Annotated in this window: 13 protein-coding genes and 1 pseudogene; 7 read left to right on the top strand and 7 right to left on the bottom strand. The window is 43.5% G+C overall.

The features are described from left to right. Positions 1 to 86 precede the first annotated feature (86 nt). The 6 genes and pseudogenes from C9I89_RS20825 to C9I89_RS22885 form a co-directional block, all read left to right on the top strand. Entirely contained in the window at positions 87 to 674 is a 588-nt protein-coding gene (locus tag C9I89_RS20825) for a phage repressor protein CI (RefSeq protein WP_170107752.1), read from the top strand. Then, positions 671 to 2,281, top strand: a complete 1,611-nt coding sequence (locus C9I89_RS20820) for a hypothetical protein (protein WP_107285246.1) — start codon at positions 671 to 673, stop codon at positions 2,279 to 2,281. Before C9I89_RS20825 ends, C9I89_RS20820 begins: the two co-directional genes overlap by 4 nt. A gap of 103 nt (positions 2,282 to 2,384) precedes the next feature. Continuing rightward, a complete protein-coding gene (locus tag C9I89_RS20815) occupies positions 2,385 to 2,735 on the top strand; it encodes a nucleotide pyrophosphohydrolase (protein WP_107285245.1) in 351 nt (116 codons plus the stop codon). Between the two features lie 351 nt (positions 2,736 to 3,086). Beyond that, positions 3,087 to 3,293, top strand: coding sequence for a hypothetical protein (locus C9I89_RS20810; protein ID WP_107285244.1), 207 nt, complete (start codon positions 3,087 to 3,089; stop codon positions 3,291 to 3,293). A 38-nt stretch (positions 3,294 to 3,331) separates the two neighbouring features. Continuing rightward, a complete protein-coding gene (locus C9I89_RS20805) occupies positions 3,332 to 4,336 on the top strand; it encodes a hypothetical protein (RefSeq protein ID WP_107285243.1) in 1,005 nt (334 codons plus the stop codon). Between the two features lie 164 nt (positions 4,337 to 4,500). Continuing rightward, positions 4,501 to 4,767: pseudogene (locus tag C9I89_RS22885) on the top strand (site-specific integrase); the annotation flags it as partial. Positions 4,768 to 5,808: 1,041 nt separating this feature from the next. On the opposite strand, the gene C9I89_RS20800 reads toward C9I89_RS22885, so the two are convergent. After that, positions 5,809 to 6,684: a VirK/YbjX family protein gene (locus C9I89_RS20800; protein ID WP_107285242.1), complete on the bottom strand. Its 876-nt coding sequence runs from the start codon at positions 6,682 to 6,684 to the stop codon at positions 5,809 to 5,811. A gap of 797 nt (positions 6,685 to 7,481) precedes the next feature. On the opposite strand from C9I89_RS20800, the gene C9I89_RS20795 reads away from it, so the two are divergent. Continuing rightward, the gene (locus tag C9I89_RS20795) at positions 7,482 to 8,207 is read left to right on the top strand and encodes a carbonic anhydrase (RefSeq protein WP_107285241.1); all 726 of its coding nucleotides are present in this window, start codon (positions 7,482 to 7,484) and stop codon (positions 8,205 to 8,207) included. 72 nt (positions 8,208 to 8,279) lie between these two features. Here C9I89_RS20795 and C9I89_RS20790 read toward each other — a convergent pair whose 3' ends face one another. The 6 genes from C9I89_RS20790 to napA form a co-directional block, all read right to left on the bottom strand. Continuing rightward, the gene (locus C9I89_RS20790) at positions 8,280 to 8,567 is read right to left on the bottom strand and encodes a hypothetical protein (RefSeq protein WP_107285240.1); all 288 of its coding nucleotides are present in this window, start codon (positions 8,565 to 8,567) and stop codon (positions 8,280 to 8,282) included. A 152-nt stretch (positions 8,568 to 8,719) separates the two neighbouring features. After that, positions 8,720 to 9,310, bottom strand: coding sequence for a cytochrome c-type protein NapC (gene napC / locus C9I89_RS20785; protein ID WP_107285274.1), 591 nt, complete (start codon positions 9,308 to 9,310; stop codon positions 8,720 to 8,722). Between the two features lie 14 nt (positions 9,311 to 9,324). Then, positions 9,325 to 9,759, bottom strand: coding sequence for a nitrate reductase cytochrome c-type subunit (locus C9I89_RS20780; protein ID WP_107285239.1), 435 nt, complete (start codon positions 9,757 to 9,759; stop codon positions 9,325 to 9,327). Then, on the bottom strand, positions 9,749 to 10,615 hold the full coding sequence (napH, locus tag C9I89_RS20775) for a quinol dehydrogenase ferredoxin subunit NapH (protein ID WP_107285238.1): 867 nt from the start codon (positions 10,613 to 10,615) through the stop codon (positions 9,749 to 9,751). The genes C9I89_RS20780 and napH overlap by 11 nt, the downstream gene beginning before the upstream one ends. Beyond that, complete coding sequence (gene napG / locus C9I89_RS20770; protein ID WP_107285237.1) at positions 10,615 to 11,379, bottom strand: ferredoxin-type protein NapG; 765 nt, start codon at positions 11,377 to 11,379, stop codon at positions 10,615 to 10,617. Before napG ends, napH begins: the two co-directional genes overlap by 1 nt. 17 nt (positions 11,380 to 11,396) lie before the next feature. Continuing rightward, positions 11,397 to 13,883, bottom strand: a complete 2,487-nt coding sequence (gene napA / locus C9I89_RS20765; protein WP_107285236.1) for a nitrate reductase catalytic subunit NapA — start codon at positions 13,881 to 13,883, stop codon at positions 11,397 to 11,399. Between the last annotated feature and the right edge of the window lies 1 nt (position 13,884).

The raw sequence follows: 13,884 nt of genomic DNA, 5'->3' as shown, positions 1-13,884 counted from the left end.
TAACTTTGCTTTCGTATCAGGGTGATACCTTTCCGACCAACCATTATCACCCTTTTGAATGTCGAATAATGGTAGATCACTCAGATATGAACAGTCAACATGAAATTCACCCTTTTGCATATCAGGGTGGTAAAGATGTCACTCAAAGACTTGAAAAAGTATTGAATACTAAAGGGAACATGGGGCTTGCTAGTGCGCTTGGTATAAGCAAGGCAACAATTTCCACTTGGCATCAGAGAAACCAAACCCCTTTTGAAATAGTGGTTCGTGTGCACTTAGCAACTGGAGTATCACTCAAATGGATATTATTAGGTGAAGGTGAGATGTATGAGAGTGGAAAACCTAGTGTTGAGAGTGGAAAAGTCGAACTGCCCTACTTCGAGCTAAAGAACGGTGATTTGATTGATAACGGCAAGATGTTCTTTGATGCTAAGTTTTTGGAAGGAATGCCAGAGGCTGAGCACTTGATGCTGGTTGAGCACGAAGGCCAGAAGTTGTTTGTTGATACGAGTAATAAGAAAGTGATTAGTGGGAAATACCTTGTTTCGTTTGATGGCCTCTCGACTGTAAATGAGTTGCATCGCATACCTGGTGATAAAGTAGTTTCAATTTTTAACGGATTTGAACGGGATATCGAAATAGAGAAAATAAATGTATTAGGTATGGTTATATGATGAAAAATAATATAGAAATAAATTTCACAATTGCCATAAAGGAATTAATTACATTATTAGTATATACCAATCATATTGTCATAGAAAAAATTAATGAAAATTCAGGAATCACACCTGGTGAAAAAAAATTAGATTTTAAGTTTGACGATAAAGTTGATATACAAATTGAACACCTCTTGAAATATGAAGAAAAAATTGTATCCTTCATAGAATTGCTAAAAAGTATGAATGTAAATCAGCATTCACATTCATGGTTCTATGATAATAAAACATTCAGCACACTTAGAAAAATCAAAGAAAATGCGACTCAATCAAATTGGGATAATATTAAGACCGAATTCATCCCTTACACAAACTTAGATCTAAGCTTTGATACGTTTCTTTTTGATAGTATTGAAAGTATATATATCGATGGCGAACGCCTTGATATTCTTTGTAATAAAATTGGCTTTGACAAGAGCTCAACTAAAGATGATGTAATAGTAAACAAAAGTCAATTTAATGAAATTTTGAACCTTCTTTCTGATTACAAAGAAATTGACATTGTTAATTCTGAGCAAGATATCACATTTACAGTCAACAGAAATAATTATAGCTTACGTTTCCTTTACATTTTTAATGATGATTCAATAATCTCTTCATATCTAACGATTATTTTGAAGTGTAATGATAACTTCGGCAAGGTTGCAGAATTATCTGACAAAATCATTTCATCAGTTTCAGATATTAGTGACATTCATTTTGAAGAAAGAAATATTGATGAGCATGGAAATGACATCCTTATTAACTTTGCATTGGATGAATTAACAGAAAACGTTAAAACACTTGTTGACAACCTATTCTTAAATATTGATGAATTATCAAGAACTATCGACAATGAAAAAATAAAACGTGTTGTCAAATTTTCACAAGAGCAATGTCAAGCGGGTATTGGAGTTCTATCTTATTTCGGAAAAGTTCTAAATGACAAATACCCAAATATTACAAATTCCATTTCAATCCATCAAGATGGAAATATTGTTAGACTTGAAATTGAGTGCGAAGATGGTACTAAGGAAATCATAGAAAAAACCTTAAATGATTATTCATTAGTTCTTAGCCAACAAGAAAGCCCAGAAATATTATTTAACGATAAGTTAAAAATAAAAGAATTAGAAATGAAGCTTCGCCATGCAGCCATAGAAGTAATGAATACAAAAGAATTTCTTGAGTTACATAAAGAGCAAAATAACACGAATAAGCAAGAGCATTTAAGAGAAACACTCTCACTTAAAGAAGAAATTCAATTCCTTAGAGATACTCTTAGTCAGCAATTATTAACAACCAACCAGCTTGCATTGGGCTGCGTTAATCAGTTTGATAAGCTAATAACACTAGCTGATGGCAAGCAAGATGTTATTCAAGCCATCCGATTTATTGAAGGTAAGTTAAACTCTAACATTAGTAATTCTGACATTGAGAAACTTAAAAATTCCATCGAATTAATACAAAATGATTCACCGCAAACAATTGATGCGTTGAAAGAACTAGCGACAAACTCAATGTATGGTGTGAGTGGAAACATCTTGTTTGGGTTACTTACTCAAGCTGCTGCAATGATAATTTAATAATTTAGGGCTCATGAAGATATGTTCGAGATAGGTCAAATTTGTCACCGGCAATCTGAAATCTATGCCATCTACAAAGGCCAATCACAAGGAGGTATACTAAATGAGTCAGATAAAAGAGCTGCAGCTTAAACTAGCTGAATTTGCGAAAGAGCAAGACTGGGAGCAGTTCCATACACCAAAGAACTTAACCATGGCCCTATCCGGTGAAGTAGGTGAACTAACTGAAATATTTCAGTGGCTTACTGATGAGCAAAGTTTTAACTTAAACAATAAGCAAACCTCAGCACTAAACGAAGAACTTGCTGATGTCTTCTTATATCTCATTCGCCTTGCTGATGTCACTGGTGTCGACCTTCTTAAGGCCTCAGAAGAAAAGCTTCAAAAAAATGCTCTGAAGTACCCCATAGAAAAGTGCTTTGGGAATGCAAAGAAGTACACTGAGTTTAAGTGAAAAACCGTGGTGGTTTGATGCTATTACTCTACTGCCGATATCATCAGAATTCGGCTCTTATCTTTCTCATTTCGCCCCCATTATGTAGCCTCGCTAACAACTACCCCCCCCCCGCCATAAATACACGCCCTATAACCTTACAAAACGAGTGGTCTATAGTTACAAATGAATGATACTTATTAGTTTGGCTAGTTATAGAAAGAAGCCGCATAGTTATACAGGATGAAGAAGTCTATCCTGCTCATACACTGCCCCCTCGGAGAAGTTAGAGGCTGCTAAGTGTGTCATAGATAAGACTTCGCACGGTGTACTGGTATGACTGCTGTGGAATAACAAAAAGAGCGATGGAAAATGCCATGTAAAGCGAAAACATATCAACTGGCAGCCGCGCTATCCGCCTTGTTAGGGGGACTGATGGTCTATCTATTAGAGCGGCCAGCAGAAAGTATCTACCTTTTCGCTCTGTTTTCTTATTCCTACTCCCCAGATTACGATTTGCTTGGAGCCTTTGACCCACTTGATCTACTTGCAACACTTTTCGGCGCTTTTGCTGCATAGCAAACGTATCAAATAACACGAAAAAAGGAGTTGTAAAGATGAAACTGAATAATATGGTGAGACAACCGCTTCGTTACCTTATAACTGGATTCATTTTCGTCATCGGCCTTGTCACGTTTATTAGTTGTGGCGGTGGTGGCGGTGGAGACGGTGATGATAGCGGAAGTATAATCTATACCGGCTTGACAGAAATGGCAGTCATCAATGCCGACAACGCTACCGTGTTGACGATAGGCGCCTTAATGGGTGGCCCGGCGATAAAGATCACCTCAGCGAGTAGAACGGATGTTGCCAGTAGTGATGAAGAGGAGAGCTTCTTACAAAGTAGCGCGTTATTGTCCTTTTGGCGGATGATGAAAGGGTTCGAAAAGTTCACAACCTCTGCAGAGACGACACCTGAACCACGGACCATTCACACGGAAACAGAAACATTTGACGGTAACTGTGGAGGCCTCTTAACTATAACTCTCAATCTCGACGATACAAACGGCAATTTGACCGGTACTCAACAGTATGACCAATTTTGTGAAGATGGCGAGACAGTTCACGGCACTATCAATATATCAGGTTCTGTTAACCTTTCGACACTTGAAATTATTGCTATGGAGATGTCTTACAGCCAGCTATCCATGGAGACGAGTAGCAGTTCGGTCACAATGAGCGGTACAACCAACGTTAATTTCTCTTCCTCCACCCTGTCACTGACATTAAACGACCTGATCCGGGACAACGATACGGGCAAGGTGTATAAAGTAGCAAATTATGTTGTATCTATGCTTGAAGGAGCAACTTGGGTTGAAATGACTTGTTCTTCGGGCCAGTATTATCACCCCGATTACGGCTACGTGGAGGTCGAATCAACCACGCCGTTTATGCAATATTATGACGACGTTGGTCCGTCCTCCGGCGAACTTATCATCACGGGCACGGGCGAGACCAAGGCTTCGTTGGTGGCGCTGACAGCCGACACATTCCAAGTTACAGCCGATACCGATGGAGATGGAACTTTTGATTGGAGTTCCGATATCCTCAACTGGTTCTAAGAAATACTACACCAGCTGCTGGTGAGGCTTCAGTCACTGCCCACTAGCAGCAATTTGATGATGCCGTGTTGTTTCCCTGTGATGTTTCTATTCCCTTCAATAAACATTGATTTACTTCATATTACCTACATAATAACTGTATAAACATACAGTTATGATTGGTTATGTCAGTTAGAAAACAAACAGATGGAACGTGGTTTTGCGAATGCTACCCCCAAGGGCGGCAAGGCAAACGTCTACGTAAAAAGTTTGCAACCAAGGGTGAAGCCTTAGCCCTTGAGCGCTTCACCATGCGTGAAATTGAGGATAAGCCGTGACTTGGTGAGAAAGGGGATAACCGGCGTCTTACTGATCTGCTTCAGCTGTGGTATTCACTCTATGGCATCAGCTTAGGCAAGGGCGACGTTATCGGGAACAAGGTGCTTCATCTAAACGCCTTGTTATAAGCATTTTCTGCGATGATTACCCCACCAATTTGTCAAATGAAGGGATTATTGTTTCAATAGCGATGGATGTACGACTAATAGGCTCCTTACATACAAATCAGATTTTCCAAACTAGCCCCCGGAAAATCATGTAATTAAGTTACCAACTTTATTTGATCTTTATCACATAAAGAGTAAGATCCGCTCTGTATCTTGAAGTTTAATTACATGAGGTAGAGAAAATGAATTCAGCACTCCTATCAATATTGGACACTGAAAAAACCACTGAAGTAAAAAAAGCGTCAAAACCTTCTACTCTAGGCGAAATTGCAACTCTTGCAACAATGATTCTATCGACTTCATCAGTAATTTTGTTACTAGCGCTAATTTGGGTATCGTAGCTAACCTTTCAAGGATTTGAAAGCAAGCGATACTCCCAAAAGCAATACATGAGAGTATCGCCTAAGTCTCTATTTCATTCTACGCCGCGCTTATTGACCCGCAAATCAAACATGATAACTAGATGATTTTCATCAATCTCGTAGGATAATTAGAAAAAATTATGTTTTGAACAGCCTAGACGAAATCCACAATACTCAGAAAAATCACGACCAATGCTTATGCCAGTAAAATGGCTTTACCATCCATGCTAATCCAAAGCATGCCATCTTCTTGAACAAGCCACTCGGTACGTCGGCGGCTAAATTGTATGAGTAGTTTGCACATATGCCCTCCTTATCTTTCTATAAATAGAAGCAGCTAAGATCTTTAATTCCAACTTTGATGCTAAAATTTGCGTAACATATCCAGCAAAAACCTACAACATGCTGAGATTGTGCAATATAAAGGGGTTGCTTGATTTCAGATGCTACTCATTACTACTATTCGTCGTTATATGTGGATCATTCGTATTGTTCACGAATACAAAAAAACAGAACCGAAAACGGAGGGAGATCTTTGCAACTTTATATACCGCTTCCTTGCGGTTTATGCTTTCTACACGTCACATGGTTGCTATAAACGGCAGTGTTCGCATTACTGCCTTTTTTACTTACAGATGCAATCAAGCGTATTCTTAAGCGCTTTGTCATAGTTATCTAACCAAGCGTAGCGTTCGCGGTACATCTTACGCTTTGGACGCTTGATATCTTCCATTGCCCTGCGTTCAGATTTAAGCGGCAGCATGTAGAAATAATCATCATGAGACTCCGCATTATGCTCTTCCCACAGACGATCATAATCTAGGTTAATCGTTTTGCTCTTTTTGCCATAACGTTTTGCAGTATATACATGCGCTGAATTTTTAACTGCATAAATATTCTTTATATCTAAACTAACAGCAAGTAAACGTAATGTTTCAACCATGAAGGATTTTGGACGCAAGCCATAAAATGCTTTGGTAAATAATCGACTAAAGCCATTATCATTCGCACCGCCTTGCATACAACCAACATAAATGTCGTTATCAATAACAGTAAACGCGAGCACATAATATTTATTATTTTCCGAGTCTGTAAGCGTAAGTGTCAGCTCACCTTCTTTTCTCGAATTTCTCTCAAAACTCAGGTTAATTAGGTAGTCTTGTTCGTCAATTTCCAGTCTGTAGAGTGTCAATACATCATCATAGATCTGGTGACGCGCATCCGTTGAAAATTTGTTTTCAAACCAGTCATAGTGCCCAATTAAAATTTCAATAATTTCTTTTCTACTGAAACCATTACGTAAGTAAGGCGTTATGCACTTTGTTAAGAAATTTGGCTGCTTTTTAAATAGCATTTTCCGTTCATCACGAGCAAAATTTTCATCCATCTTTTTTATGTATGGATAATGTAACAAAGTTCGAATGATGCACTTAACTATAGCTTTTGACTTTCCTTTGTTTTTATGACTGTTGGCTTCAAAAGCTGTACTAACTATATTCATGGTAGGTATATGTTTATAAAAAAAAAAGAGGATACATTAATAAAGAACGGTGTTCAATAGCGGTATGAATTGACTCTTAATTGTCTTTTTAGACGTCTATTTATTATAACGTTCGTAATATACACAACGATTTTCAGACCGAAGAACCGACCTTCCCATTGGAAGCCATGAATAGTTATGCAATTCAAGCTCTTGATTCCATTAAAATCCTAACGACTAATTTGGAATTTTCCGAGCAAACTGCTCTTTCAACACCTTAATGGCTAAACCGTCAAAGCACATCGTGAACTCCTTTTATCAGTGGTTACTAAGTCAGTCCACCGCTAAGGAAGTAATAACAAAGAAGGCTATCTTCAGATAGCCTTCTTTGTGTTTCCAAAAAGTGGTTCTGATAAATGATCAGAACTTATATGAAGCAGCTAGATAAAATGAACCCACAGTGACGTCATAGGTACGGTTGAAGAAAAAGCCTTGTTCTTCAATGCCAAATAAATCACCTTCATAAGCTAGGCGCATATTGAATCCACATCACGACGTTTGTCCAATTTACGCGATTGGTAGCATTGATTTACAAAGCATGTGCGAAAAGTTCACCCGTTGATGTCGGTGAGCTGCTGCCTTTTACCTTCAACCCTCTCAATCGCTAGATGAGTAAGAACCCCCACTTACACTGAAGCAATGGCTACAATATAGCCTGAATGGAAGAAACCCCTAGCTGCTGCATGGAATCTGTTGACAGGTGCATTTTTTTTCATAGTTTATAATGAGCTTTAACATTGAACTCTTAAGGTATAAAAATGAAAAAGACACAATTGGCTATTGCAGCGTTAGGTTTTCTGCTCTCTTCTTCGGCCTTGGCTGAAGGTAAGTGGGGCTATACAGGCGAGCATGGTGTAGAGCACTGGGGAGATACTTACCCGACATGTGCAGCGGGAAGTAACCAATCTCCAATTAACATTACCCAACCTCTTGAAGTAGACCTTGCGCCACTAAATATCCAATATCAGGGTGAAGTGACGGAATTGATCAACAATGGCCATACTGTACAGGCGAATGTTAAAGGGCTAAACACGCTGTTAGTTGATGGGAAGTCTTTCGAGCTGAAGCAATTCCATTTCCATACGCCATCAGAGAACTATATTAAAAACAAACAGTACCCACTTGAAGCGCACTTTGTTCATGCCAATGAGCAAGGTAACCTGGCTGTAGTGGCGGTAATGTTTGAAGCAGATCCTGCCTTCAATAAGAGCTTATCTAACTTGCTGGCCGAAATTCCTTCGGAACACGATGAAGTAGAGCTGGATGTCGAAGTTAAGCCAAGCGAATTGTTGCCGAGTACTGATTATTACTACCGTTTCAATGGTTCTTTAACTACACCACCATGCAGTGAGGGTGTACGCTGGTTTGTTCTACAAGAGCCAGTGGCTGCTTCGACAAAACGAATTTCAATGCTAAAAGAGGCGATGGGAGCTAACAACCGTCCACTACAACCGTTAAATGCACGTGTGGTAGTCGAGAAATAACGTCTGCAACCTTCGTAAGTCATGATATAGCTCCGTTGATGAGGGAGCTATATCAAGCATATAAAACAGCATTTACGACGGTCTTGTAAGCTCGCTTTTGATTCGCTGAAATTCACTACCGTGATCGGGGAATTGTAACGTCGACCAAATGTCACCAAAGCTCATTGCGATTGTCATTTTTACTTCATCAATCTTAAACCAAACAAGCTTACTTTTATCTATGTAAGCCTCTCGACTTGAATTGTATTCAATCCCACGCGCAGGTATTTCGAAAAGGTCTTCAACCTCAGCCTCGGGCGTTTCAAAAAGGTCTTTAACGCCATTCTTCAAGCAAATTTTAACAAAATTATTATTGCTCATGACTCTCTCTAAAGAATAATTTCAAGTAAAAAACCGGTGGATTATCCTCCATTTCACATAAGAAATCATGAGATATCACACACAAAAAAATATGCCATCGAAAAAACCCCAACTGATGACTCAATTGGGGATTGGTGTTTCAGCAAACGTAACTAGATCGCTTTGTCAATCTTGTGCCCCTTCGGTAGCTGATGCGCAATTCCTTTATGGCAGTCGATACATGTTTTGCCTTCATTTTCCCCATCATCGTGGATCCTGGCAGCAACCGGCTTCTGGGTGGTGAAATCCATATATTCGAAATTATGGCAATTGCGACATTCCTGTGAATCATTTGCCTTCATTCTCTCCCACTCGCGGGATGCCATTTCAAATCTATGCTCTTCAAACTTCTTCGGTGTATCTACAATGCCGAATGCCTTAGCATACAGCTCCTTACTTGCCTGGATCTTACGAACCATTTTCGGTGCCCACTCTTTCGGCACATGGCAGTCAGGGCAGGTTGCCCGCACACCACTGCGGTTGTTGTAGTGAATGGTACCTACATACTCCTGGTAGACATTGTTTTCCATTTCATGGCAGCTGATACAGAAATCTTCCTGGTTGCTCATTTCCATTGCGGTATTGAACCCGCCCCAGAAAATGATCCCAACCAGAATACCCACTGTCAGTATGCTCCCTATCGCGAAATGGCTAGGTTTTCTGAACCATATCCAGAAGCGCTGAATAAAACCGGGCAGCTTAATCCCCATACAACCTCCTATTCGCCAAATTTACCAGCAGGCTGAAAGGTATTTTCAACCAATGGTGTTGCATCAACCTGTGTAACATGGCATTGCAAACAGAAGTAACGACGTGGTGCAACGTCTCCCAAAACCTTATTATCACGATCCATATAGTGAGTCGCACTCACGCGAGGCGCCCCTGATTTACGGTACTTATTCACATCATGGCACTCTAAACATCCGTTATTACTCGGGTTTAGCTGAACCTGATCCGTGGAGTGCGGGATTAAAGGCGGCTGGTTAACAAAATCAAGCGCCAGACGATCCTGTTTTTTCGGCACTTGCTTGATAGTAACAACCTCATTGCTCTCGCCAATTTTTTGATCGCCGCGCAGCGAGGTAACTTCGGCGAATGCCGCTGTGCTAACAAATGCTGCAAGCAGTGCAGACACAACAATCTTACCCTTCATATTTGGCTCCAATTCTTGTTTTAAATTCCAATACCCTTTCAGAACAGACATCGATGCAGCGCCCACAACTGATACAGTCTTGACTCATTACCCGGCGATCGCCTTCTTTTAGTGGCTGTCGCAATACTTCAGGCTCCGGACACACGTTAAAGCAGTCCATACACTTGTTGCATGCTTCACGGTTAGTTGCCGTCACCCGGAGCAAGCTCTTACGGCCAATCACCCCGTAAGCCGCCCCCAGCGGACATAAATGACCACACCAGCCGTGTTCAACCAGAAGTAGATCAAGCACAAACACTAAGGCGATCAGGATCCAACCGGCTCCCATGCCGAAGATTAATCCGCGGTGCAAGGCTGCAACCGGATCAACCCAGCTCCATAGCACAGTGCCCGAAATCGCACTGCCAAGCAGCAGAATCGCCAACAGCCAGTAACGCAAGCTGGATGGCCAGCTGTAACTGACCTTAAGTCCCAGTTTTCGCCTTAGCCATGCGGCAGCATCTGTCACTATATTCATGGGGCAAACCCAGCCGCAGAACACACGCGGCCCGATCACGGCGTAAAACACCACCACGATAAGCGCACCGAGCAGAGCGGTAAGCTCTGGCAGATGTCCGGCCATCAGGGTTTGCAGCAAGATCAGCGGATCGGTCATCGGTATGGTGTCAAACAACGTACTTGATGATAAGTTACCCCGTAACACACCAAGTGTCGGCCCAACCATAAACAAGCCGATGATCAGCAGCTGACAACAACGACGCAACAGCAAAAAGCGATGTGCTTTCCACCAGCCCAGCGTCTTTACCGCTGCTTGTCCGGCATCTTTCGCATGGTTTTTCACAAAGAGTTTCGCCATTACTGGCCTCCCCCTGCGTTGTCGGGTTTACGGACAGGCAACGTCAGATCGTCAGAGATCAAACTGCCACCGTGCTCCGCCTTTTCTTCCCAGCCTAACCGGTAATGCTGCCCCATCAGACCTTTCGCCAGTACCGTCGGAACCACCTTGATCGCCGCTTCGTCGAGCACGCAGGCTTCCTCGCATTTACCACAACCGGTACAGGCGTCAGTATGCACAGTTGGAATAAACTTGGCGTGGTAGCCGGTTCGCTGATTACGAATAGCCTCTAAGGTAATTGCCTCATCAATCAGCGGGCACACGCGATGACAAACATCACAACGCAGACCCTGCCAGTTCAGGCAGTTCTCATGATCGATCAGAACGGCTGTCCCCATCCTTGACTGATAAATATCGGTCATAGCAGGGTCGAGTGCACCACTTGGGCAAGCCACAACACAGGGGATGTCTTCACACATCTCGCACGGTATCTGCCGGGCCGTGAAATACGGTGTTCCGGTAGCCACCGGCGACACCAACGTCGCCAGTTTCAATGTGTTATACGGGCAGGCTTGCACGCACAAACCGCAGCGCAGGCAAGCCTGAAGAAAATCAGGCTCGTCTAATGCACCCGGCGGACGTATTGGTACTCCCACATCAGCCTGGCTTTGCCTGGTTTGCAAACCCAGTACCGTTGCTGCAGTGCCGGCACCGATGGCCGTTCGCATGGCATCTCGCAAGAAACGCCTGCGACTGTCAGAAGTTCTAAAGCGCGGAGTCTTCATCGTTCTGTACTCGTCAGTTATGCCTTAACCACTTTCACCGCACATTTCTTAAAGTCGGTTTCTTTTGAAAGTGGATCCGTTGCATCGAGGGTTAACTTGTTGGTTAACTGGCCGGCATCAAAAAATGGCATAAAGACCAACCCCTGTGGCACTCTGTTTCGGCCGCGTGTCTCGATGTGGCTCAGAACTTCACCACGGCGCGACACTAACTTGACCGCATCACCACGGCGCAGACCGCGTTTTTTCGCATCAAGTGGATGCATGTAAACGACGGCATCTGGGAATGAACGATAGAGTTCAGGCACCCGGCGCGTCATTGAACCGGTATGCCAGTGTTCAAGTACCCGCCCGGTCGATAGCCAGAGATCATATTCATCATCCGGTGATTCGGCAGCGGGCTCGTAAGGCAGAGCAAAAATCACTGCTTTTTTATCCGGCTTGCCATAGAAAGCGAATTCCTCTCCTTTGTTCACATAAGGGTCGTAACCTTCTGAATAGCGCCATAAGGTTTCTTTGCCATCAACCACAGGCCAGCGTAAGCCACGTGCCTGGTGGTACATATCAAACGGAGCCAGATCATGGGCATGGCCCCGACCAAAGTAGGCATACTCTTCAAACAGCCCCTTTTGCACATAGAAGCCAAAATCACGGGACTCATCGTTCAGCTGATCGGCTGGAATTTCATCAAGGCTGAACTCATCGACATTGCCATTTTTATACAGCACATCGAACAACGTTTTGCCTTTAAGCTCAGGCTTTTTGGCGATCAGCTCTGCCGGCCAGACTTCCTCTACCTTGAAACGCTTGGAAAATTCCATCAGCTGCCAAAGATCTGATTTCGCTTCTCCCGGCGGGGAGATTTGCTGTCGCCAGAACTGGGTACGGCGCTCGGCATTACCATAGGCACCTTCTTTTTCAACCCACATTGCTGTCGGTAAAATCAGATCTGAAGCCATGGCCGTTACCGTGGGATACGGTTCGGAGGTGACAATAAAGTTCGCAGGATCGCGGTAGCCCGGCAGGCGATCTTCATTAAGATTCGGTCCGGCCTGCATATTGTTGTTACACATCACCCAATAGGCATTGAGCTTGCGATCCTTTAGCATCCTGTCCTGGAGAACAGCATGGTAACCCGGTTTCGGCGGAATGGTGCCAGCCGGAATATTCCACTTGGTTTCACATATTTCACGGTGCTTGGGATTCATCACCACCATATCCGCCGGAAGGCGGTGGGCAAAGGTACCCACTTCACGCGCAGTACCACATGCCGATGGCTGCCCCGTCAGGGAGAAGGGACCACAACCGGGCTTCGATATTTTGCCAGTTAACAGGTGAATGTTATAAACCAGGTTATTGGCCCAAACGCCGCGGGTGTGCTGGTTGAACCCCATGGTCCAGTAAGAGACGACTTTAATGTCAGGATCCGCATACATCTCGGCTAGCTCATTGAGCTGATCGATCGGTACACCAGACAATTCTGAGGTATATTCGGCGGTATATGTCGACACAAACGTGGCGTACTCTTCAAAACTCATCGGCGTTGATTCTTTGCTGCCCGGATTCTTAGCCGCCTTTTCCAGCGGATGAGTCGGACGCAAGCCATAGCCGATATCCGTTTCACCTTTGCGGATATTGACATGCTTTCCAAGAAACGCTTTATTGACCTTGTCGTTGGAAATAATGTAATGGGCTATAAAGTTTAGAATCGCCAGATCCGTCTGCGGCGTGAAGATGATCGGGTTATCAGCCAGCTCATAACTGCGGTGGGTAAAGGTGGAAAGCACGGCCACTTTCACTTTGTCGGACGACAACCGGCGATCGGTGAGACGTGTCCACAAGATGGGGTGCATCTCTGCCATGTTTGAGCCCCACAGCACAAACGCATCGGCTTGCTCTAAATCGTCATAGCAACCCATCGGTTCGTCCATGCCGAAGGTGCGGGCGAAGCCAACTACAGCAGAAGCCATACAGTGGCGGGCATTGGGATCAATATTGTTTGAACGGAAACCGGCTTTAAACAGCTTGGCAGCCGCATACCCTTCCCAGACGGTCCACTGGCCTGAGCCGAACATTCCGACAGACGTCGGCCCTTTTTCCTTCAATGCCTGCTTATATTTATCCGCCATGACATCAAAGGCTTCATCCCAGCTCACTGGCGTGAACTCACCCTCTTTATCGTAAACCCCATCGGTTTTGCGCAGTAGCGGCTGGGTAAGACGATCTTTCCCGTACATGATCTTGGGCAGGAAATAGCCTTTAATACAGTTTAATCCTCTATTAACCGGCGCGTCCGGATCGCCCTGGGATGCCACTACCCGGCCATTTTGAGTACCGACAAGTACGCTACAGCCTGTACCACAAAAGCGGCAAGGTGCCTTATCCCACTTGACTTCCTTGTCTTCACCGGCAGCTTGGGCAATAGAAACAGGTAAGGTTAAGCCTGCCGCCGCAGCTGCCGCTGCTGCTGCATTAGCCTTTAAGAAACTACGTCTACTGACTGTCATT

The sequence above is a fragment of the Photobacterium lipolyticum genome (assembly GCF_003026475.1).
In the GTDB taxonomy this organism is placed as follows: Bacteria; Pseudomonadota; Gammaproteobacteria; order Enterobacterales; family Vibrionaceae; genus Photobacterium; species Photobacterium lipolyticum.
This window is presented reverse-complemented; position numbering and strand designations above follow the sequence as displayed.

Excerpts from the sequence above, each read along its gene's own strand:
- C9I89_RS20825 (WP_170107752.1), top strand. The coding sequence starts at position 87 with ATGAACAGTCAACATGAAATTCACCCTTTTGCATATCAGGGTGGTAAA.
- C9I89_RS20810 (WP_107285244.1), top strand. The coding sequence starts at position 3,087 with ATGCCATGTAAAGCGAAAACATATCAACTGGCAGCCGCGCTATCCGCC.
- napA (WP_107285236.1), bottom strand. The coding sequence starts at position 13,883 with ATGACAGTCAGTAGACGTAGTTTCTTAAAGGCTAATGCAGCAGCAGCG.
- C9I89_RS20800 (WP_107285242.1), bottom strand. The coding sequence starts at position 6,684 with ATGAATATAGTTAGTACAGCTTTTGAAGCCAACAGTCATAAAAACAAA.
- C9I89_RS20780 (WP_107285239.1), bottom strand. The coding sequence starts at position 9,759 with ATGAAGGGTAAGATTGTTGTGTCTGCACTGCTTGCAGCATTTGTTAGC.
- C9I89_RS20815 (WP_107285245.1), top strand. The coding sequence starts at position 2,385 with ATGAGTCAGATAAAAGAGCTGCAGCTTAAACTAGCTGAATTTGCGAAA.
- C9I89_RS20805 (WP_107285243.1), top strand. The coding sequence starts at position 3,332 with ATGAAACTGAATAATATGGTGAGACAACCGCTTCGTTACCTTATAACT.
- C9I89_RS20820 (WP_107285246.1), top strand. The coding sequence starts at position 671 with ATGATGAAAAATAATATAGAAATAAATTTCACAATTGCCATAAAGGAA.
- C9I89_RS20790 (WP_107285240.1), bottom strand. The coding sequence starts at position 8,567 with ATGAGCAATAATAATTTTGTTAAAATTTGCTTGAAGAATGGCGTTAAA.
- napH (WP_107285238.1), bottom strand. The coding sequence starts at position 10,615 with ATGGCGAAACTCTTTGTGAAAAACCATGCGAAAGATGCCGGACAAGCA.
- C9I89_RS20795 (WP_107285241.1), top strand. The coding sequence starts at position 7,482 with ATGAAAAAGACACAATTGGCTATTGCAGCGTTAGGTTTTCTGCTCTCT.
- napG (WP_107285237.1), bottom strand. The coding sequence starts at position 11,379 with ATGAAGACTCCGCGCTTTAGAACTTCTGACAGTCGCAGGCGTTTCTTG.